At 68.0% G+C, this 20,881-nt stretch carries 18 protein-coding genes and 3 pseudogenes; 15 read left to right on the forward strand and 6 right to left on the reverse strand.

Annotation, left to right across the window (positions count from 1 at the left end; genetic code table 11):
• The first annotated feature begins 80 nt into the window (after window positions 1–80).
• From ACHMW8_RS19490 to ACHMW8_RS19530, 9 genes and pseudogenes are all read left to right on the forward strand, one after another.
• Window positions 81–557 (forward strand): Rrf2 family transcriptional regulator, encoded by a 477-nt coding sequence (locus tag ACHMW8_RS19490; protein WP_125158487.1) that lies wholly within the window; start codon window positions 81–83, stop codon window positions 555–557.
• Window positions 554–1,693 (forward strand): cysteine desulfurase family protein, encoded by a 1,140-nt coding sequence (locus ACHMW8_RS19495; RefSeq protein WP_395443466.1) that lies wholly within the window; start codon window positions 554–556, stop codon window positions 1,691–1,693. The genes ACHMW8_RS19490 and ACHMW8_RS19495 overlap by 4 nt, the downstream gene beginning before the upstream one ends.
• Window positions 1,693–3,162, forward strand: a pseudogene (sufB, locus tag ACHMW8_RS19500) (Fe-S cluster assembly protein SufB). Before ACHMW8_RS19495 ends, sufB begins: the two are co-directional and overlap by 1 nt.
• Before the next feature lie 2 nt (window positions 3,163–3,164).
• A complete protein-coding gene (gene sufC, locus ACHMW8_RS19505) occupies window positions 3,165–3,914 on the forward strand; it encodes a Fe-S cluster assembly ATPase SufC (RefSeq protein ID WP_395443467.1) in 750 nt (249 codons plus the stop codon).
• Window positions 3,911–4,939, forward strand: coding sequence for a Fe-S cluster assembly protein SufD (gene sufD / locus ACHMW8_RS19510; RefSeq protein ID WP_395443468.1), 1,029 nt, complete (start codon window positions 3,911–3,913; stop codon window positions 4,937–4,939). Before sufC ends, sufD begins: the two co-directional genes overlap by 4 nt.
• Window positions 4,939–6,166 (forward strand): annotated as a pseudogene (locus ACHMW8_RS19515) (aminotransferase class V-fold PLP-dependent enzyme). The gene sufD and the pseudogene ACHMW8_RS19515 overlap by 1 nt, the downstream one beginning before the upstream one ends.
• A 7-nt stretch (window positions 6,167–6,173) precedes the next feature.
• On the forward strand, window positions 6,174–6,545 hold the full coding sequence (locus ACHMW8_RS19520) for an SUF system Fe-S cluster assembly protein (protein WP_395443469.1): 372 nt from the start codon (window positions 6,174–6,176) through the stop codon (window positions 6,543–6,545).
• Window positions 6,546–6,560: 15 nt separating this feature from the next.
• Complete coding sequence (locus ACHMW8_RS19525) at window positions 6,561–6,953, forward strand: iron-sulfur cluster assembly accessory protein (RefSeq protein ID WP_125158480.1); 393 nt, start codon at window positions 6,561–6,563, stop codon at window positions 6,951–6,953.
• Window positions 6,953–7,153, forward strand: coding sequence for a hypothetical protein (locus tag ACHMW8_RS19530; RefSeq protein ID WP_125158479.1), 201 nt, complete (start codon window positions 6,953–6,955; stop codon window positions 7,151–7,153). Before ACHMW8_RS19525 ends, ACHMW8_RS19530 begins: the two co-directional genes overlap by 1 nt.
• Here ACHMW8_RS19530 and ACHMW8_RS19535 read toward each other — a convergent pair.
• Both ACHMW8_RS19535 and ACHMW8_RS19540 read right to left on the reverse strand, forming a co-directional pair.
• Window positions 7,150–7,945 (reverse strand): annotated as a pseudogene (locus ACHMW8_RS19535) (lysophospholipid acyltransferase family protein). The gene ACHMW8_RS19530 and the pseudogene ACHMW8_RS19535 overlap by 4 nt on opposite strands.
• Before the next feature lie 13 nt (window positions 7,946–7,958).
• Entirely contained in the window at window positions 7,959–8,519 is a 561-nt protein-coding gene (locus ACHMW8_RS19540) for a TetR/AcrR family transcriptional regulator (RefSeq protein WP_395443470.1), read from the reverse strand.
• Window positions 8,520–8,619: 100 nt separating this feature from the next.
• On the opposite strand from ACHMW8_RS19540, the gene ACHMW8_RS19545 reads away from it, so the two are divergent.
• A complete protein-coding gene (locus tag ACHMW8_RS19545) occupies window positions 8,620–9,594 on the forward strand; it encodes a glycosyltransferase family 9 protein (RefSeq protein ID WP_395443471.1) in 975 nt (324 codons plus the stop codon).
• Window positions 9,595–9,990, forward strand: a complete 396-nt coding sequence (locus ACHMW8_RS19550) for a DUF6165 family protein (protein ID WP_125158475.1) — start codon at window positions 9,595–9,597, stop codon at window positions 9,988–9,990.
• A gap of 3 nt (window positions 9,991–9,993) precedes the next feature.
• On the opposite strand, the gene ACHMW8_RS19555 is transcribed toward ACHMW8_RS19550, so the two are convergent.
• Both ACHMW8_RS19555 and ACHMW8_RS19560 read right to left on the reverse strand, forming a co-directional pair.
• On the reverse strand, window positions 9,994–10,797 hold the full coding sequence (locus ACHMW8_RS19555) for an enoyl-CoA hydratase/isomerase (RefSeq protein WP_395443472.1): 804 nt from the start codon (window positions 10,795–10,797) through the stop codon (window positions 9,994–9,996).
• A gap of 134 nt (window positions 10,798–10,931) precedes the next feature.
• A complete protein-coding gene (locus tag ACHMW8_RS19560) occupies window positions 10,932–11,993 on the reverse strand; it encodes a GGDEF domain-containing protein (RefSeq protein WP_125158473.1) in 1,062 nt (353 codons plus the stop codon).
• Window positions 11,994–12,185: 192 nt separating this feature from the next.
• Between ACHMW8_RS19560 and ACHMW8_RS19565 the strand changes: the two genes are divergently transcribed.
• Entirely contained in the window at window positions 12,186–13,643 is a 1,458-nt protein-coding gene (locus ACHMW8_RS19565; RefSeq protein ID WP_395443473.1) for a coniferyl aldehyde dehydrogenase, read from the forward strand.
• Window positions 13,644–13,679: 36 nt separating this feature from the next.
• The gene (locus ACHMW8_RS19570; protein WP_395443474.1) at window positions 13,680–14,831 is read left to right on the forward strand and encodes a glycosyltransferase family 61 protein; all 1,152 of its coding nucleotides are present in this window, start codon (window positions 13,680–13,682) and stop codon (window positions 14,829–14,831) included.
• 12 nt (window positions 14,832–14,843) lie between these two features.
• On the opposite strand, the gene ACHMW8_RS19575 is transcribed toward ACHMW8_RS19570, so the two are convergent.
• Window positions 14,844–15,125, reverse strand: a complete 282-nt coding sequence (locus tag ACHMW8_RS19575; RefSeq protein ID WP_125158470.1) for a hypothetical protein — start codon at window positions 15,123–15,125, stop codon at window positions 14,844–14,846.
• Window positions 15,126–15,307: 182 nt separating this feature from the next.
• Window positions 15,308–16,882, reverse strand: a complete 1,575-nt coding sequence (locus tag ACHMW8_RS19580) for a DEAD/DEAH box helicase (protein WP_395443475.1) — start codon at window positions 16,880–16,882, stop codon at window positions 15,308–15,310.
• A 218-nt stretch (window positions 16,883–17,100) separates the two neighbouring features.
• Here ACHMW8_RS19580 and ACHMW8_RS19585 point away from each other — a divergent pair, with 218 nt between their 5' ends.
• The gene (locus ACHMW8_RS19585; RefSeq protein WP_125158468.1) at window positions 17,101–17,394 is read left to right on the forward strand and encodes a succinate dehydrogenase assembly factor 2; all 294 of its coding nucleotides are present in this window, start codon (window positions 17,101–17,103) and stop codon (window positions 17,392–17,394) included.
• A 4-nt stretch (window positions 17,395–17,398) separates the two neighbouring features.
• The gene (gene mfd / locus ACHMW8_RS19590) at window positions 17,399–20,866 is read left to right on the forward strand and encodes a transcription-repair coupling factor (RefSeq protein ID WP_395443476.1); all 3,468 of its coding nucleotides are present in this window, start codon (window positions 17,399–17,401) and stop codon (window positions 20,864–20,866) included.
• Window positions 20,867–20,881: the final 15 nt, after the last annotated feature.

Consider the following 20,881-nt stretch of genomic DNA (forward strand, 5'->3'; position numbering starts at 1 on the left):
CTTATAGGGCCCGCGCGCGAAGTCGCGGCTTGTAGCACACGCAAAAGCCGATGCGCGCGGAATCTGCAAGGGGTAAGGCGATGCGCCTGAGCACCAAGGGTCGATACGCGGTCATGGCGATGACCGACCTGGCCAAGCGCCAGGACGAAAGCGAGGGTCGCGCCGTGGCCCTGGCCGAGATCGCCGCGCGCCAGCAGATTTCGCTGTCGTACCTGGAGCAGCTGTTCGCGCGCCTGCGCCGCAAGGGCCTGGTGATCAGCGCTCGAGGCCCCGGCGGCGGCTATCGCCTGGCCAAGGGCTCGGGCGAGACCTTCATCTCCGACATCGTGCTGGCGGTCGACGAGCCGCTCCGCGCCACCCGCTGCAATTTCAACAAAGGTCAGGCCAAGGGCTGCATGGCCGGCGGCGAGCGCTGCATGACCCATGGCCTGTGGGAAGAGATGGGCCGTCAGATCCATGGCTACCTGGCCTCGGTCTCGGTGGCCGACGTGCTGAACGGCGAGCTTCGCCCCCAAGGCGGCCCGATGGGCCGTCCGATGGAGATCGCGGCCGAGTGAGCATGTCCCGCGCATCGGTCTATCTCGACTACAACGCCACGGCCCCGCTGCGCCCGGAGGCGCGGGAAGCGCTGCTGCGCGCCCTGGAGAGCCCGGCCAATCCCTCGTCAGTCCACGCCGCCGGCCGCGCCGCGCGCGACCTGGTGGAACGCGCCCGCGCCGAGGTCGGGGCCCTGGTCGGCGTGCCGGCCGGCTCGGTGACCTTCGTCAGCGGCGGCACGGAAGCCAACGCCCTGGCTATCGAGAGCGCCAAGATCGCCGGCGTCCAGCGCATCATCATTTCCGCCATCGAGCATGACGCGGTGACCGAGACCGCCAAGGCGTCCGGCCTACCGCTCGAGGTCATGCCTGTGGATAGCCTGGGGATCGTCGATCTCGACTGGCTGGCGCAAGCGCTTGAAAAGCCGGGCAAGACCCTGGTTTGCCTGATGCTGGCCAACAACGAGACCGGCGTGATCCAGCCTGTGGACAAGGCCTCGGCCCTGGTCCGCGCCGCCGAGGGCCTCCTGCACGTCGACGCCGTCCAGGCGGCCGGCAAGATCGCCGTCGACTTCTCGGCCCTCGGCGCCGACACCCTGGCGCTGTCGGCCCACAAGCTGGGCGGCCCGCAAGGCGTCGGCGCGCTTGTCGCCGGAACCCGCGCCACCGTCAGCCGTCGCCAGCACGGCGGCGGCCAGGAGCGCGGCCGCCGGGCCGGCACCGAGAACGTCGCCGGCATCGCCAGCTTCGGCGCGGCCGCCCGCGTGGCCCGCGACAGTCTTGCCTCAATGGCCGAACAGGCCCATTGGCGCGACGCCCTGGCCCAGCGGCTCAAGGCGCAAGGCGCGGTCGTGCTCGGCGAGGGCGCCGACCGTTTGCCGCAAACCCTGTGTTTCGCCGGCGAGGGCTTCGGCTCCGAGGTCCAGGTCATGAACATGGACCTGGCCGGGGTCATGGTCAGCGCCGGCAGCGCCTGCTCGTCGGGCAAGGTCAAGGCCAGCCGCGTGGTGGAAGCCATGGGCCGGTCCGATCTGGCCCCGTTCGCTCTGCGGGTGAGCGGCGGCTGGGCCAGCACGGAAGACGATTGGAACAAGTGCGGCGACGCCTGGCTCGCCGCCTGGAAGCGTATCGGCGCACGGCGCCGGGAGGTGGCGTAGTGGCCGCGGTCAAGGAAACTGTCGAAACCGTCGCCGCGCTCGAGAAGTACGAGCACGGCTTCACGACCGATATCGCTCAGGAGTTCGCCCCCAAGGGTCTCTCCGAGGACATCGTCCGCTTCATCTCGGCCAAGAAGGACGAGCCGCAATGGATGCTGGACTGGCGGCTGGAAGCCTATCGCCGCTGGCTTGAGCTGGAGGAGCCGACCTGGGCGAAGGTCAACTTCCCCAAGATCGACTACCAGGACAGCTACTACTACGCCGCGCCCTCGACCAAGGAAGGTCCCAAGAGCCTGGACGAGGTCGATCCGGAACTGCTCGCCGTGTACGCCAAGCTGGGCATTCCGCTGAAGGAACAAGAGGTTCTGGCCGGAGTCGAAGGCGCGCCGCGCTACGCCGTGGACGCGGTGTTCGACAGCGTGTCGGTCGTGACCACCTTCAAGAAGGAACTGGCCGCGGTCGGCGTCATCTTCTGCTCGATGAGCGAAGCGATCCGCGAACACCCGGAACTGGTGCGCCAGTACCTGGGCAGCGTGGTGCCGACCTCGGACAACTATTTCGCCTGCCTCAACAGCGCGGTCTTCAGCGACGGCTCCTTCGTCTACATCCCGCCGGGCGTGCGCTGCCCGATGGAGCTGTCGACCTATTTCCGGATCAACGCCAAGGATTCCGGGCAGTTCGAGCGGACTTTGATCATCGCCGACAAGGGCGCCTATTGCTCGTACCTGGAGGGCTGCACCGCCCCGATGCGCGACGAGAACCAGCTGCATGCGGCCGTGGTCGAGCTGGTCCTGCTGGACGACGCCGAGATCAAATATTCGACGGTCCAGAACTGGTACCCGGGGCGATCCGGAGACCGGCAAGGGCGGCATCTACAACTTCGTCACCAAGCGCGCCGACTGCCGCGGCGACCGCTCCAAGGTCTCGTGGACCCAGGTCGAGACCGGTTCGGCCATCACCTGGAAGTATCCGTCCTGCGTGCTGCGCGGCGAGGGGAGTTCGGGCGAGTTCTATTCGATCGCCGTGACCAACGGCCATCAGCAGGCCGACACCGGCACCAAGATGATCCACCTGGGCGCCAACACGAAGTCGCGGATCGTCGCCAAGGGCATCAGCGCCGGCAAGTCGACCAGCACCTATCGCGGCCTGGTTTCGGCCCACCCCAAGGCCAAGGGCGCGCGCAACTTCACCCAGTGCGACAGCTTGCTGATCGGCAAGACCTGCGCGGCCCACACCGTTCCGTACATCGAGGCCCGCAACGGCCAGTCGGTGTTCGAGCACGAGGCCACCACCACGCGGCTGTCGGACGACCAGCTCTTCTACTGCCAGCAACGCGGCCTAAGCCAGAGGAGGCCGTGGCCCTCTTGGTCAACGGCTTCGTCAAGGACGTGCTGCAGCAACTCCCCATGGAATTCGCCGTCGAGGCCCAGAAGCTCGTGGCGATTTCTCTCGAAGGATCAGTCGGTTAAAGATGCTTTCTATCAACAACCTTCACGCCCGCGTCGAGGACAAGCCGATCCTGAAGGGCGTCACGCTGGACGTGCCGGCCGGCGAGGTCCACGCGATCATGGGCCCGAACGGGGCCGGCAAGTCGACCCTGTCCTATGTGCTGACCGGCCGCGACGGCTATGAGGTCACGGAAGGGGCGGCGACGCTCAATGGCGATGACCTGCTGGCCTTGGAGCCGAACGAGCGGGCGGCCAAGGGTCTGTTCCTGTCGTTCCAATATCCCCTGGAAATTCCGGGCGTTCCGGCCCTGACCTTCATCCGCACCGCCCTCAACGCCCAGCGCCGCGCGCGCGGCGAGGACGAGATCGCCGCCCCGGCCTTCCTGAAGCTGGCCAAGGAGAAGGCCGCGGCGCTGAAGATCGACTTCGAGATGCTCAAGCGCGGCCTGAACGTCGGCTTCTCGGGCGGCGAGAAGAAGCGCATGGAAATCTTCCAGATGTCGATGCTTTCGCCGAAGTTCCTGATTTTGGACGAGACCGACAGCGGCCTCGACATCGACGCGCTGAAGATCGTCTCCGAAGGCGTCAACGCCCTGCGTTCGCCCGAGCGCGGCATGCTGGTCATCACCCACTACCAGCGCCTCTTGGACTACATCAAACCCGACAAGGTCCACGTGCTGGCCGCCGGCCGCATCGTCGCCTCGGGCGGCCCGGAACTGGCCCTGCAGCTGGAAGCCGAGGGCTACGACAAGTATGTGAGCGTGGCGGCGTGACCCTTTCGACCGCCCTCAAGACCGGCGACCTGACCGCGCTGCCGTCGCGGCGCGACGAGGACTGGCGGTGGACCGATCTGCGCGGTTTGCTGCGGGTCCTGCCGCCGGCCGCGCCGGCGCATGACGGCGAGATTCCGGCCGGGCCGTTCGCCGACCTGGCTTCAATCGAGACCGTGTTCGTCAACGGCCGCCGGATAGCTGGCGCCGAGGCCGCTTCGGGCGTCGTCGCCCTGCGCTTCGTCGCCCTGGCTGAAAAGGCCTCGCAAGCCGCCAACCACGCCCTTGTGGTCAAGCCGGGCGAGACCCTGGTTCTGCTGGAAAGCCACGAAGGCCGCGCCGCCGGCTACGTGTCCGACGTCACGCTCGACATCGCCGTGGGCGAGGGCGCTTCGGTCGAGCGCATCATCCTGGTCGAGGACGACGCCGAGGCGATCAACGTCGTCACCGCCGAGGTCGACCTGGCGCCCGGCGCGACCTACGCCCAGACCGTCCTGACCTCGGGCGCGCGTCGCCAGCGGATCGAGACGCGGATCAACCACCCTGGCGCCCACGCCCAGGTTCGCCTGGACGGCGTCTATCTGCTGGACGGTCAGCGCCACGCCGACCAGACCACCGTCGTCACCCACGCCGGCGTCGACGGGATCACCAGCCAACTCACCAAGGGGATGGTCGCCGATCAGGCGCGCGGCGTGTTCCAGGGACGCATCGTGGTCTCGCCCGGCGCCGACCAGACCGACGCGCGCATGGGCCACCACGCCCTGATCCTGTCGGACAAGGCCGAGATCGACGCCAAGCCGGAACTGCTGATCTTCGCCGATGACGTCAGTTGCGCCCACGGCAACACCATCGGCGCCCTGGACGAGGAAGCCATCTTCTACGCCCGCCAGCGCGGCATTCCGGAGCTCGAGGCCAAGGCCATGCTGACCGTCGCCTTTGTCGGCGAGGTGGTCGAGCGGATCGAGCACGAGGGCGCGCGCGAGATCGCCGCCACCTGGGTCGCCCGCAAGCTGGGGAGCCCGACCTGATGGCGTTTGATGCTCCGTTCGATGTCGAGGCGATCCGCGCCCAGTTTCCGATCCTGGCCCGCCAGGTCCACGGAAAGCCGCTGATCTATCTCGACAGCGCCGCCAGCGCCCAGAAGCCCGACACGGTGCTGGACGCCATGACGGGTCTGGCCCGCACCTCGTACGCCAATGTCCATCGCGGTCTGCATACGCTGGCGAACGAAACGACCGAAGCCTATGAAAAGGCGCGAGAAACCGTCGCGCGCTTCATCAATGCCGAGCCGACCGAAATCGTCTGGACCAAGAGCGCCACGGAAGCGGTGAACCTGGTCGCGTCGTCGTTCGGCCTCTCGCTGAACGCCGGCGACGAGATCGTGATCTCGGAGATGGAGCACCACGCCAACATCGTGCCGTGGCACTTCCTGCGCGAGCGCAAGGGCGTGGTTCTGAAGTTCATCCCGGTGCTGGACGACGGGCGGCTGGACATCGAGGCCTTGCCGGGCCTGTTGTCCGACAAGACCAAAATGGTCGCCGTCACCCACATGTCGAACGTGCTCGGCACGGTCAACGACGTCGCCGAGATCGTCCGCCTGGCCCACGCGGCCGGCGCCCCGGTGCTGTTGGACGGCTGCCAGGCGATCGTCCACGCCAAGGTCGATGTGAAGGCCCTGGACGTCGATTTCTACGTCTTCTCCGGTCACAAGCTGTACGGCCCGACCGGCATCGGCGTGCTCTACGGCAAGGCCGAGCGCCTGGCCGCTCTGCCGCCGTATCAAGGCGGCGGCGAGATGATCGGCTCTGTCTCCATGGACCGGATCACCTATGCCGATCCGCCGCATCGCTTCGAGGCCGGCACCCCGGCGATCCTGGAGGCCGTGGGCCTGGGCGCGGCGATCGAATGGCTGAACGCCCTGGATCGCGACGCCATCTTCGCCCACGAGCACGCTCTGTACGAGCGGGTCGCCGAGCGGCTGCGCGGCGTCAACGGCGTGCGGATCCTGGGCGAGGCGCCCGGCAAGGGCGCGGTGCTGTCGTTCACGGTTCGAGGGCGCCCACGCTCACGACATCGCCCAGGTGCTGGATCGGTACGGCGTCGCCGTCCGCGCCGGCACCCACTGCGCCGAGCCCTTGATGCGCCGTTTCGGCGTCACGTCGAGCGCGCGCGCCTCCTTCGCCCTATATAACACCGAGGCGGAGGCCGACGCGTTCGTGGACGCGCTGGCCAAGGCCCGCAGTTTCTTCAGTTGAGCCGCTCATGACCGACGCCGCCGCTTCCGAACCCGCTTCCGCCCAAGTCCCGTCGGCATTGTCGAAGGACGAGCTGAACCGGCTGACCGACCAGCTGATCGAGAAGCTGAAGACCGTCTACGACCCGGAAATCCCGGTCGATATCTATGAGCTGGGCCTGATCTACAAGGTCGACGTCAGCGACGACAAGGACGTGGCCATCGACATGACCCTGACCGCCCCGGGCTGCCCGGTGGCTGGGGAAATGCCGGGCTGGGTGCGCGACGCGGTCATGGAGATCCCGGGTCTGAAGTCGTGCAATGTCGAGCTGGTCTTCGAGCCGCCGTGGGATTCCTCGCGGATGAGCGACGAGGCCAAGCTGCAACTGAACATGTTCTGATTGGTTCGAGAAGTCATGGAAACCGCGATCACCGCACGCCCCCGCCGCCCGCGCCCCAAGGTCGTCACCCTGACCGACGCCGCGGCCGCGCGCGTGAAGGAGATCATGGATCGGGCTGACAAACCCTATGCGGGCCTGCGGGTGGGTGTGAAGAACGGCGGCTGCGCTGGCCAGGAATACGTCTTCGAATACGCCGCCGAGAAGGGACCGATCGACGAGGTCGTCGAGGACAAGGGCGTCACCATCCTGATCGAACCCAAGGCGGTGCTGTTCCTGATCGGCACAGAGATCGACTACGAGATCACCAAGCTGTCCTCGAAGTTCGTGTTCCACAATCCCAACGAGACCGACGCCTGCGGCTGCGGCGAGAGCGTCACGATCCAGCCCGCGGCGGAGGCCTTGGACTGATGCTGGCTCGAACCCCGTCCTGCGTTGAATGCGGCCTCGCGTGGGGCGCGCCGCGCTTCAAGCACGAGGACGAAGCGCCGCTCTATTGGTCGGACACCGGCCTGCTGTGCTCCTCGACCTGCGCCCAGAGCCACTTCGCCAAGCGCCGGGCCGAGGGCACGTTCGTGGCGATCCCCGCGGAGTGCCCGGTCGAGGTCTAGATCGAGACCTCCGCCGGCTTCGGCGCCGCGGCCACGTTCTGGCGGCCATTCCACTCCACCAGCACCGACGGCTTCGCGGGCTGGCCCGTCGCCTCCGCGATAAGTTCATTCGTGGCGCCTTCGATCGCCGCTTCCATCCGCGCCATGAAGTCGTCCTTCTCCAGGCCTTGGGGGAGGGCTGGCAGGAGCGCGACGGTCGCGGTTCCCGGCGTCTTCTTCTTCTCCGTCTGCCGCCAGAAGCAGCCCAGGTTCGTCGCCACCGGCACGACCGGCAGGCCGAAATCCTTGCTCATGTAATAGACGCCCGTGCGGTAGCGGAACCGCTCGCCCGGCGCGGCCAGATGGCCCTCGGGATAGATCGAGAATCCGTCGGCCCTCGGCCGCGACCTGGGCGGCGCTTTCGGACAGCGCCTTGCGCGCCTCTGGGCCGCCGCAGCTGTCGACGACGATGGCTCCGAACTTCTTGAGGATCGCCCCGACCAGGGGGAACCTCTCCAGGTGGTCGCCGGTCACGAAGCTCAAATTGTCGACATGGGCGAACATCACGAAGCCGTCGCCCCAGCTGTGGTGCTTGGCGGCGAGGATGCAGGGACCGTCGGGCAGGTTCTCGCGGCCCTTCAGCTCAACCTTCACATCGGCGAAGAACGCCAGAGCCCACAGCATCCGGCGACTATAGAGCCGCAGGGTGAAGGTCACGGCGTCGCGGCCCGGCGCCAGGGCGGCGAAGGCGGCCGACAGGCCGTAGAAGATCGACAGGACCCAGTAGTAGGCGTTGAAGAGCGCGCTGCGCATCTCTGTGTTTTCCCTAGCGGGCGAAGAGCACGGCCTGGACGGCCGCTGTCATGAGGGGGGCGTGGGCCGAGAGGGCGTCGTCGCCCAGGCGGCCATAGGCCTTGTTCTGGGCGGTCTGGGTGATGACTCCGATGGCCATGGCGGCCAGCACGCGCGGGTCGCCGGGCGGCAGCTGGGCCTCGATCATCGCCCGCTTGATCACGTTCTCGACTAGGGTGACCGGGTCGCGGCCGTCCTCCTGGTAGTAGGGCAGGAAGTGGTGCAGCTGCAGCAGGTGGAACGAGAACAGCAGCCAGTCCTCGTCGGCCACGGCGCAGTAGGCGCGCACCAGGGCGGCGGCCTTGGCCTTGATCCCGTCGACGGCGGCGGCCTCGTTCTCGATCAGCGTCGCGAGACGGCGATGGCAGTCCATGAACAGGCCAACCGCCAGTGCGTCCTTGCTCTTCCAGTGGCGGTAGATCGCGCCCTCGGAAACCCCCGCGCGGGCGGCGATGGTCTTGGTGGTGGTCGCGTCGACGCCCTCGACGACGAAGGCCTCCAGGGCGGCGCGTTCGATGCGGGGCTTGGCGCTCATGACGAGAGCATCTCATAGGCGCGTAGAGATGCAAGTGAGCGCTCACTTACAATATCGTGATCGAGATTGACCGCGGGCGGCGGGGCGGCGACACACGGCCATGGTCCAGACGGTTCTGATCTATTCGATGGGCGAGGTCATCGGCGACGGCCTGATCAAGCTGCCCTTCATCGCCGGCCTGCGCGCGGCCTTTCCCGAGTCGCGGATCAGCTGGTGCGCGGCCAAGGGCGAGACGGTCTACGCCGGGCCGCTCAAGGCCGTGGTCTCCGGCTATGTCGACGAGGTGATCCTGGAGGGGCGCAATGGGGCCGCGCCGGCGGACAGCCTGCCGTGGGTGAAGCCGTTCGGCGGTCGCAAGTTCGACCTCGTCATCGACACCCAGGAGAACCTGCGCCGCGGCGGCGTCGCCAGGCGCGGCGCCAGCGGCCGTTTCGTCTCGGCCGCCCGCCACGCCCGCGACAAGGACTGGCCCGTGGCCGTCACCGACCGCCTGGCGCGACTGCTGACCCTGGCCACGGACGGGCAGGGCGCGCCGAAGCCGCTGGCGCTCACCAACCCTGACGCCCTGAAGGCCGCCGAGGCCCTGCTGCCGTCCGGCCCGACCTATGTCGGCCTCGCGCCTGGCGCGGGCGGACAGGACAAGCGCTGGCCGCTGGAGAACTATCTGGAACTGGCCCGCCGCGTCGTGGCCAAGGGTTGGACGCCGGTCTTCCTGTTCGGCCCCGAAGAGGCCGAGGACGCCGCCGTGGCCGCGCGCGAGGTCCCGCAAGCGCTCCAGCCCGAGCGTAACCGCACCGACGGCTTCGCGGGCGTGAAGGGCCCGCTGCTGGTCATCGCCCTGGCCGGACGACTGGCGGCGGGCGTCGCCAACGACGCGGGCCCTGGCCACATGCTGGCCGCGGGCGGCGCGCCGCTGCTGTCGCTGCAACAGGATCGCCGCAAGTCGATGAAATTCGGCCCCGCCGCCCAGCGGCTTGAGATGCTGATCGCGGAGGATTACGGAAGCGGCATGGGCGCCCTGCCGGTTGACGCGGCTTGGGAGGCGCTCCAGCGTCTCGTGTCCGGAGCCTCCTGAATGTCCATCCTCGCGCCGATCTCGGCGGGCGAACTGGTCGACAAGATCACCATCCTGCGGGTCAAGGCCGAGCGGATAGGCGACCCGGCCAAGGAAGCCAATGTCCGCAAGGAGCTGGCCCTGCTGGAAGCCACCGCGGCTGAGCACCTGCCCGACAATGCCGAGATCGCCCGCCTGACCGCCGAACTCACCGAGGTCAACGCCGCCCTCTGGGACATCGAGGACGGCAAGCGCGACTGCGAGCGCCGCCAGGACTTCGGCGAACACTTCGTGGCCCTGGCCCGCCGGGTCTATATCGACAACGACAAGCGCGCCGCCATCAAGCGCGCCATCAACGCGGCCGCTGGCTCCGAGATCGTCGAGGAGAAGAGCTACAAGCCCTATCTCAAGCCGTAGGATCTACTTTCCCCTGAACGCCGCCGCGCGCTTTTGCAGGAAGGCGCTGACGCCTTCGAGGAAGTCCTCGGTCTTGCCGGCGAACTTCTGGGCCTTGCGTTCGGCGTGCAACTGGCCGGTCCAGTCGCTGTCGAGGCTGTCCCAGACCAGCTTGCGGATCGCGCCCAGCGCCGCCGGGCCGCGGGCCAGCTCGAGGGCGATCGCCGTGGCGGCGCCGATCAGTTCGTCGTCCGGCACGCAGCGATTGACCAGCCCCCATTGCAGGGCCGTGGCCGCCGGGATCTTGTCGCCCAGCAGCATCATCTCCATGGCCCGGGCCTTGCCGATCAGGCGCGGGAGCATGTAGGTCGAACCGCCGTCGGGCACGAGGCCGATGCGTCGGAAGGCCTGCAGGAAGTAGGCGCTTTCGGCCGCCACGATGATGTCGCCCATCAGGGCGATCGAGCAGCCGACCCCGGCCGCCGGGCCGTTCACCGCCGTGACGATCGGTAGCGGGAAGTCGCGCAGCAGGGTCATCAGCGGGTTGTAGGTGCTTTCCAGCGCCGAGCCGGCGTCGGGCTTGCCGTCGACGTCCAGTTCGCGCCCGGCCGCGCCGCCGCCCGACAGGTTGGCGCCCGAGCAGAAGCCGCGGCCTTCGCCGGTCAGGATCACCGCGCGCGCCTCGATCTTGCCGGCGGCGATCGACGAGAAGGCGTGGATCAGCTCGCGGGCGATCTCCAGGCTGGCGGCGTTCAGCGTGGATGGATCGGCGAGGGTCACCGTGGCGACGCCGCCTTCGGTCGAGACACGGATCTTCTGATAGTCCACGGCCAGGGCCTCCCTTGATCTTTAGGCGGAGTTCAGCGCCTTTGCCCCTTGGGAAGGCTAGCGGAATCTTCAAAAGGAAACGCCGCCGATCGTGAGACCGGCGGCGTCCAAGGTAGGTCTTCTGCTGAAGAGGTTCAGGCCGCGTTGGCCGAGGCCGGCATGGACTCCGCCGCCGTGACCCGGTTGCGGCCGCCGCGCTTGGAGGCGTAGAGCGCCGTGTCGGCGCGTTCCATGATCGAATGTCCGCTCTCGCCCGGCTTGCGCTCGGCGAAGCCCGACGAAATGGTGATGGCGCCCAGGTCCTCGTTGGTCGAGCGACGCTTGAGCATGCGCGAGGAAACCTCGACGCGGATTTCTTCGAGGGTGGCGGCGACGGCCGCGGCGGACTCGCGCGGGAAGATCATGGCGAACTCCTCGCCGCCGTAGCGGGCGGCGAACCGCGGCGGGGCGGCGACGCGGCCGATCACCGAGGCGACATAGCGGATGACCTGGTCGCCGGTCTGGTGGCCCCAGGTGTCGTTGAAGCCCTTGAAGTGGTCGATATCGAGCACGGCCAGGCAGATGCTGGCGTTCTCTTCGTCGGCCTCTGCGCAGGCGCGCTCCAGCTCTTCGTCGAAGGCCTTGCGGTTGGCCAGGTTGGTCAGGCCGTCGGTGGTGGCGTCGCGGCGAACCTGTTCAAGATGTTCGCGCAGGCGCTCGACCTCGGCGGTGGAGTCGGCCAGGCGCGTTTCCAGCGACCGGTTCTCCTTGTGCACGCGGCGGGTGGCTTCGGCCAGGCTGCCGACCACCGCCTTGATGGCGTCGACGTCGGTCGATTTGTCCAGGCTCTTGGTCGCGCCGGCCAGTTCCTTGCCGAAGGCGGCGTTGGACTTCTGGGCGTTGTGGATGGCTTTGGAGACCGCCTCCAGTTCCTTCGACAGAAGGTCGCCGGCGTCACGGATCTGTTCGTTCAGGCGCGCCTTGGGCAGGTAGGTGGCGGCCAGCTCTTCGCTGACCAGTTCGGTCATCGGCTCGCCCAGCGAGATCAGTCGCGTCAGTTCACGGGCCAGGGCGCCGTCGGGATCGGCCACATAGTGGGTCCACAGCTCGAAGTTCAGGGCGGTCGGCCACACCTGGTGACGCTCCATGAGCTCCAGGGCGCGCGAAGCAATCTTATAGGCCTCGGGACCGCGCAGCGTGGTTTCGACGTCCGACATCTCTTCTTCCCCCGTTCAGCGGTTCCCCTCGCGGAAACGCCGACGCTTGGAGCGCGACCATAGGGTGGAGAGTTCTTACGAGGCGTTAAGAACGACGTTCACTTGCGTAAGAAACGACCAGCCTTCATGGTTATCATCGATAAGATGAGCACCGCGCCACCATGGCCGGGAGAGGGTAGGGAGGCGAACATCATGAACGCACCGGTCAATCTGTCGTTCGACGCCCACAAGGCGGCGATGGCCGACGTTCTGCGGCGTCAAAAGGCCGCGCATCTGCGCGATGGCGCGCCCAGCGTCGAAAAGCGGATCGATTGGCTGAACCGTTCGATTGATCTGCTGGTCGGCCATCAGGCGCAGATCGCCAAGGCGGTTAACGAAGATTTCGGCTCGCGCTCGCCCGAGGCCACGGCCCTGACCGATGTGGCCGGCTCGATCGGTCCGCTGAAGTTCGCCCGCGAGAACGTCGCCAAGTGGATGAGGCCGGAAAAGCGCAAGACGACGCCGGCGATCCTCGGTCTGTTCGGCGCCAAGGCCACGGTGCAGTGGCAGCCCAAGGGCGTGGTCGGGGTGATCAGTCCGTGGAACTTCCCGGTCAACCTGACCTTCGCGCCCCTGGCTGGGGTGTTCGCGGCCGGCAACCGGGCGATGATCAAGCCCTCGGAGTTCACCCCCGCGACCTCGGATCTGCTGAAGGCCATGTTCGCCAAGGCGTTCTCGGAGGAGGAGGTCGCGGTGTTCGTCGGCGGTCCCGAGGTCGGTCAGGCCTTTTCGGGCCTGGCTTTCGACCACCTGGTGTTCACCGGCGCGACCTCGGTGGCGCGGCATGTGATGCGGGCGGCGGCGGAGAATCTGGTGCCGGTGACCCTGGAGCTGGGCGGCAAGAGCCCGGTGATCCTGTCGCGCGGCGCCGACATGGCCACGGCCGCGGCGCGGATCATGAATGGCAAGACCCTGAACGCCGGCCAGATCTGCCTGGCGCCGGACTATGTCCTGGCCCCGCAGGAAGAGGTCGAAAGCTTCGTTAAGGAAGCCCAGGCCGCCGTTGGCCGCTACTTCCCGACGATCAAGGACAATCCGGACTACACGGCCGTCGTCGCCCAGCGTCACTACGACCGGGTGAAAGGCTATGTCGACGACGCCCGGGCCAAGGGCGCGCGGGTGATCGAGATCAATCCGGGCGGCGAGGACCTGTCGCAGCAGGAGCACCGCAAGATCGCCCCGACCCTGATCCTCGACCCCACCGACGACATGACGGTGATGCGGGAGGAGATCTTCGGCCCGGTCCTGCCCGTGAAGGGCTACAAGACCATCGACGAGGCGGTCGCCTATGTGAACGCCCACGACCGGCCCCTGGCCCTCTACTGGTTCGGGACCGACGAGGCGGAGAAGGACCGCGTGCTGGCCAACACCACCAGCGGCGGCGTCACCGTCAACGACGTGATCTTCCACGTCGCCCAGGAAGATCTGCCGTTCGGCGGCGTCGGTCCGGCGGGCATGGGCGCTTATCACGGCCACGACGGCTTCCGCGAGTTCAGCCATCGCAAGGCGGTGTTCCAGCAGCTGAAGAAGGACATCGCCCCGATGTTGGGTCTGCGCCCGCCTTATGGGGAAGGGATCCGCAAGTACCTGGCCGGGCAGATCAAGAAGTAGCTTCAACAGGACGGCGCGGCGTGCTCCAAGCGGCGCATGACCGCGCCGCTGTCCCTGCGCCCCATCGTCGAAGCCCGCGACCTGCCGCCCATGCTGGCGGCGGAACTGCGCGAGCGGTTCGCGCGGGGCGAAACGGGGGTGGCGTTCGCGCCGGAGCATGACGCCTCTATCGGCGCGCCGCCGGGAACCCTGGCGGGACCGGAAGCCGCCGTCTGGCCCTACGACATCGCCGCGCCCCTGCCGGTCAATGTGCCGGCGTTCTGCGCCGTCGGCGAGACCTGGTGGTTTCCGCGCTTCGGCGGACTGATCGGCGCGGACGGCGCGCTCTACAACGCCACGATCGGCGAGGCGCGACATGGGTCGGGGGATCTGTCGGCCCTTCCGGGCGTACTCGACAACGCCACGCGCTTCATCCCGCCGGCGTCGGCGACCGACATCGAGGCCGGCGCCGTGTTCCTGCCGTGGGGAGGGACCTTCAACTACGGCCACTTCGTCATCGACGCCTTGCCGTCGCTGCTGACGCTGGAGCGGGCGGGGCTGCTGGACGGCGTTCCCGCCCTGGCGCCCAAACTGACCGCCTGGCAAAGCGACCTGATCGCCATGGCCTTTCCGGATCTCGCGGTCCGCGAGGTCGACGCTTCGGTCGCGCGCCTGAAGCGGGCGGTTTTCGCCACCAGCATGGACCATTTCCTGCACCACCCGAACGGTCTGGTCGCGGATGTCGCGGCCCGTGTGCTGGCCAAGGCGCCGGCCGGTCGCGGCGCGCGGCGTGTCTATCTCTCGCGGCGCGGCCAGTCCATGCGGGTGATGATCGGCGAGGCGGCCTTCGAGACGGCGCTGGCGGCGCGCGGCTTCACGATCGTCCGACCCGAGACCCTGGGCGCGGCGGAGCAGGTCGCCCTGATGCGCGACGCCGAGGTCGTGGTCGGCGCCAGCGGCGCGGCCCTGGCCAACGCGGTCTTCCTGCCCAAGGGCGCGCGGGTCGTGGAGATCCAGCCGCTGAACTTCACCAGCCAGTGGGTGCGGGCGGCCTGTCGCCAGGTCGGCGTCGACTGGCTTGGCTATGTCTGCGCCTCACCGGCCCCGGCGCGGCAGGCGCCCTTGTTGGCCAGACTTCGTCGCGGCTTCAAGTTCGCCTTCCGGCCGCCCTTGGACGACCTGCTCGCCGTCGTGGACGCCGCTCTCTAGAAGTCAGGCGCTCTAAAGGATGCCCTTGCGGCCGGGCGCCCACGGGTCGAGCGACTGCTGCTCCTCGCGATGGACCATGCCGTAATAGCCGGCGACCCAGACGACCAGGAAGGTGACGAGGCCGCCCCAGAAGCCGCCCGGCGTCGCGAACCAGACCGTCAGGGCGCTGATCACCGAGGCCAGGCCCAGCATGCACCAGCGCAGCAGCACCGAGAAACCGTGATAGGTCTTCTCGTGCGCGATCAGGACGGCTTGCTTCTCGGCGACCAGGGTGTCGGGTTCGATAGCGGCCATGTGCAGTCCTCCCATTTTGGTTGGGCGCGACCGGCCGGCATCCGGCGTGATCGAGCCGAAAACGAGGATGACGATAACAGCGTTCCGCCAATTCGGCCATCGACGCCGCGATGTAAGACGGACCAAAAGAAAAAGCGCCGGACGAGAGCCCGGCGCTTTTGTCTTCAGACCATCGACGAGGCCTATTTGCCGCGAGGCGGACGGACCAGGAAGGCCGGGACGTCGTTGCCGAAGCCGACCACGCGACGGTCGTCGTCATCGCGGTCACGGATTGGCTGGACGCCACGCACGGGACGCTCGGGGCGTTCGCTACGCTCAGGACGTTCGGCGCGTTCCGGACGCTCGGCCCGGGCGGGACGTTCCGCGCGTTCGGGACGCTCGGCTTCGACCGCCGGGGCGGCGGCGCGGGGCTCGCGTTCGCGGCGCGGACGGCGCTCGCGGGCGGGGCGTTCCTCGACGACGGCGGCTTCGGGAGCCTCGGCGGCGACGGCCTCGACCGGCGCTTCGGCGGCGGCTTCCTCGGTGCGGCGGCCACGGGCGCGCGGGGCCGGACGATCACCGCGATCCCGGCCGCCGCGCTTGCGATCGCGATCACCTTCGCGCTTCACCGTCACGGCGTTCGAATAGTCGAGGTCGAGCTTTTCTTCCTCGGGCGTCGAACCGATCAGCTTGACGACCTTGTCGAAGCCCTTGTCGTCGGCCGGGGTGACCAGCATGTAGGTGATGCCCGTCCGGCCGGCGCGGCCGGTGCGGCCGATGCGGTGGACATAGTCGTCGGCGTGGTGCGGGACGTCGTAGTTGAAGACGTGGCTGACGGCCGGGATGTCCAGGCCGCGCGCGGCGACGTCGGAGGCCACCAGGATCTTCAGGGCGCCGGAGCGGAAGTCCGCCAGGGTCTTCGTGCGCTGGGACTGGTCGAGGTCGCCATGGATCGCGGCGGCGTCGAAGCCGTGCGACCGCAGCGACTTGGCGACGATGTCGACCTCGGTCTTGCGGTTGCAGAACACGATGCCGGTCTCGATCTGGGCCTTCTCGATCAGCGCGCGAAGCGCTAGGCGCTTGGCCTTGGGGTCGGAGGTCGGAACCTTGACCAGCAGCTGGGTGATATTGGCGTTGGTCGTGGCGGGCTTGGCCACCTCGATCCGCACCGGATCTTTCAGGAACTGCTTGGTCAGACGCGTGATTTCCGGCGGCATGGTGGCCGAGAAGAACAGCGTCTGCTTCTTGGGCGGCGTCATCTTGAAGATGCGCTCGATGTCGGGGATGAAGCCCATGTCCAGCATGCGGTCGGCTTCGTCGACGACGAGGAACTGCACGCCGGTCATCAGCAGCTTGCCGCGCTCGAAGTGGTCGAGCAGGCGGCCCGGGGTGGCGATCAGGACGTCGACGCCGCGGTCGAGCTTCTTTTCCTGGTCGCCGAACGAGACGCCGCCGATCAGCAGCGCCCACGAAAGCTTGGTGCCCTTGGCGTATTTCTCGAAGCTGGAGGCGACCTGGTCCGCCAGCTCGCGGGTCGGGGCGATGACCAGGGCGCGCGGCATGCGGGCCTTGGCGCGGCCCGATTGCAGCTTGTCGATCAAGGGGAGGGTGAAGGCGGCGGTCTTGCCGGTGCCCGTCTGGGCGATGCCGAGGACGTCCTGACCCGCGAGGGCGACCGGAATGGCCTGGGCCTGAATGGGGGTCGCAGTGGTATAGCCGGTGTCGGCGACCGCCTGCAGGGTCGTGGGCGAAAGCCCGAGATCGGTGAATTCTGTCATTACACGCTGGTCTGCTCGGAGCCGCCCGTGCTTGGGCGAGCGGGCGGCGCGGATTCGCCAGACCTGCTCCGAAGCTGGGGATAAATAGGCCGAAAGTCGGCAAAGTCAATCGCTGCAAGGCGATAGGAAGTGTTCGGAAGATCGCCGCCGAGAACCGTTAGCCGCGCAAAGTCGTTAGGCTGGCGCCCAAGCAAACGCCCCTCTATATCGGCCGACACATGACCATCGACCACGACTCTCGCCTTCGGCGCCTTCGTTTCCGCGCCTGGCATCGCGGCTTCCGGGAAGCGGACCTCATTCTGGGCCCGTTCGCGGACGTCCATGGCCCGAACCTGACCCCGGAGCAGATCGACACGCTGGAGACGCTGCTCGAGGAGTCGGATCGCGAGATCTATGCCTGGATCGTCGGCCAGGAGCCGACGCCGGAGAAGTTCGAGACCGACGTCTTGGCGATGATCCGCGCGTTCCGGTTCGAGGCGCACGCTTCGCGCCCGACGGGGGATGGCGCTTAGGAGCATGGCCTACGACTTAAAGCAGATCGCCAAGGCCGCCGGCGGCCTGACCCTGGCCGGAGCGCCGGAGGGCTTCGACGCGCTGGTGATGGCCGACATCGCCCGGGCGCGGGGCGGCCTGACCGCGTTCGTGGCCCGAGACACCGCCCGCGCCAACGCCTTCGTCGACGCCCTGAAGTTCTTCGCCCCCGAGATCGAGGCGGTGCTGCTGCCCTCGTGGGACTGCCTGCCTTACGATCGCATCGGTCCGTCCTCGGGCGTCTCGGCCACGCGGATGGCGACCCTGTCGCGCCTGGCTCGAGGTCTGGGCGAGACGAAGCCCGCCATTCTCGTCCTGCCCGCGCCGGCCCTGCTGCAGCGCGTGCCGACCAAGGACGTGCTGCTGCGCGCCTCGTATTCGGCCAAGGTCGGCAATGTCGTCGATATCAAGGACCTGGAGCGCTATTTCGCGGTCAACGGCTATGCCCGCGCCTCCACCGTCTCGGAGCGCGGCGAGTTCGCGATCCGCGGCGGCGTCATCGACGTCTATCCGCCGGCCGCCGAGGAGCCGGTGCGCCTGGACCTGTTCGGCGATACGCTGGAGAGCATCCGCGCCTTCGACCCCGAGACCCAGCGCTCGACCAAGCAGCTTAAGGACATCGACCTGCTGCCGGTCAGCGAGGCCCTGCTGGACGCCGACGGCATCTCGCGCTTCCGCAAGGGCTATGTCGCGGCGTTTGGCGCGCCCGGCGATGATCCGCTGTACGCCGCCGTCAGCGAGGGCGGCCGCCGCGCCGGGCTCGAGCACTGGCTGCCGCTGTTCTATGAGCGGATGTCCAGCCTGTTCGACTATCTGCCGGCCGGCGCGCTGATCGGCGTCGACCATCAGACGACCGAGGCTCGCGACGAGCGCCTGTCGATGATCCTGGACGCCTACGAGGCCCGCGCCAGCGCTGACCGCAAGTCGGCCTACCGCCCGCTGGCGCCGCAGGCGCTCTACCTGACCGCCGCCGAGTGGGATCGTGAGCTCGCCGACCGCGCCCATCGCCTGTTCACCCCGTTCCAGCCCCAGGGGCTGGACGTCGTCGACATGGGGGCCAAGCTGGGCCGCGTCTTCGCCGCCGAGCGGGCCCAGGACAGCGTCAACCTGTTCGAGGCCACCGCCGATCACGCCAAGGCCCTGGCCGCCGCCGGCAAGCGCGTGCTGTTCGGCTCGTGGTCCGAGGGCTCGTCCGAGCGCCTGGGAACCATGCTGGCCGACCACGGCCTCAAGAAGGTTCCCTATGCCGCCTACTGGCAGGCGGCCAAGGCCAACGATCCGAAGATCCCGCAGCGCGTCGTGCTGCCGCTGGACCACGGCTTCGAGACCGACAGCCTGGCCGTCATCTCCGAGACGGACATTCTCGGCGATCGCCTGGCCCGCCCGCGCAAGAAGCGCCGCGCGGCCAACTTCCTGGCCGAGGCCAGCGCCCTGACGCCCGGCGACCTCGTCGTCCACATCGATCACGGCATCGGCCGTTACGAGGGCCTGAAGACCCTCGACGTCCAGGGCGCGCCGCACGACTGCCTCGATTTGCTCTATGGCGGCGAGGCCAAGCTCTATCTTCCGGTCGAGAACATCGACCTCCTCACCCGCTACGGCGCGTCGGACCCCGAGTCCGTGCAACTGGACAAGCTGGGCGGCGCGGCCTGGCAGGGCCGCAAGGCCAAGGCCAAGGAGCGCCTGCGGGTGATGGCCGAAGGCCTGATCCAGATCGCGGCGGCCCGCCAGCTCAAGTCCGTCGAGTCGACCGACCCGCCGCACGGCGTGTTCGACGAGTTCTGCGCCCGCTTCCCCTACGAGGAGACGGACGACCAGCTCAGCGCCATCCACGACGTGCTGGAGGACCTGTCGTCCGGCAAGCCGATGGACCGCCTGATCTGCGGCGACGTCGGCTTCGGCAAGACCGAAGTGGCCCTGCGCGCGGCCTTCGTGGTGGCGATGAGCGGCAAGCAGGTCGCCGTGGTCTGCCCCACGACCCTCCTGGCCCGCCAGCACTACAAGACCTTCAAGGACCGCTTCCAGGGCTGGCCGGTCAAGGTCACGCGCCTGTCGCGCCTGGTCACCGGCAAGGAAGCCGCCGAGACCCGCGAGGGCCTGGCCAACGGCCAGCTGGAGATCGTGGTCGGCACCCACGCCATCCTGTCCAAGCAGGTGTCGTTCAAGGACCTGGGCCTGGTCATCGTCGACGAGGAGCAGCACTTCGGGGTCAAGCACAAGGAGAAGCTCAAGGAGCTTCGCGCCGACGTGCACATGCTGACCCTGACCGCCACGCCGATCCCGCGCACCCTGCAGATGGCGCTGTCGGGCATCCGCGAGATGTCGATCATCGCCACCCCGCCGGTCGATCGCCTGGCGGTGCGGACCTACATCAGCCCGTTCGACCCGGTGACCCTGCGCGAGGCGCTGCTGCGCGAAAAGTACCGCGGCGGCCAGTCCTACTACGTCGTGCCGCGCATCAAGGACCTGGAGGACATCGAGAAGTTCCTCCGCACCCAGGTGCCCGAGGTGAAGTACGTCGTCGGCCACGGCCAGATGGCGGCCACCCAACTGGAAGACGTGATGACGGCCTTCTACGAGGGCCAATATGACGTGCTTCTGGCGACGACGATCGTGGAGAGCGGGCTGGACATCCCGTCGGCCAACACCCTGATCGTCCACCGCGCCGACATGTTCGGCCTGGCCCAGCTCTATCAGATCCGGGGCCGAGTCGGTCGCTCCAAGGCCCGCGCCTACGCTTATCTGACCACGCCGGTCGAAAAGTCCCTGACCCTTTCGGCCGAGAAGCGCCTGCAGGTGTTGCAGTCCCTGGACAGCCTGGGCGCCGGTTTCCAACTGGCCAGCCACGACCTGGACCAGCGCGGCGGCGGCAACCTCCTCGGCGACGAGCAGAGCGGCCACATCAAGGAGATCGGCGTCGAGCTCTATCAGCAGATGCTGGAAGACGCCGTCGCCGAGTTGCGCCAGCGCCAGGGCCAGGAGGCCTTGCTGGAAGACCGGGGCTGGTCGCCGCAGATCAACACCGGCGCGGCCGTGATGATCCCCGACGAGTATGTTCCCGATCTGAACGTGCGCCTGTCGCTCTATCGCCGCCTGTCCGACGCCGAGCAGGCCGCCGATCGTGAAGCCCTGGCCGCCGAGATGATCGACCGTTTCGGCCCGCTGCCGCCCGAGACCGACAGCCTGCTCAAGGTCGTCGCCATCAAGGGTCTGTGCCGCGAGGCCAATGTCGCCAAGATCGACGTCGGGCCCGAGGGCGCGGTGGCCAGTTTCAGGAATGATAGTTACGCCAACCCGCTTGGGCTGATGCAGTATGTCGGCAAGAACAACCTGATCTGGAAGGTGCGTCCCGACCAGAAGGTGGTGGTCAAGGGCGAGTGGGACACCCCGGCTCAGCGCCTCGACGCGGCGGAGAAGATTCTCACCGTGCTGGCCAGGCTGGCCAAGGAGTAGGCGCGGGATCAAATC

Source organism: Caulobacter sp. UC70_42, from assembly GCF_044056025.1.
Classification (GTDB): Bacteria; Pseudomonadota; Alphaproteobacteria; order Caulobacterales; family Caulobacteraceae; genus Caulobacter.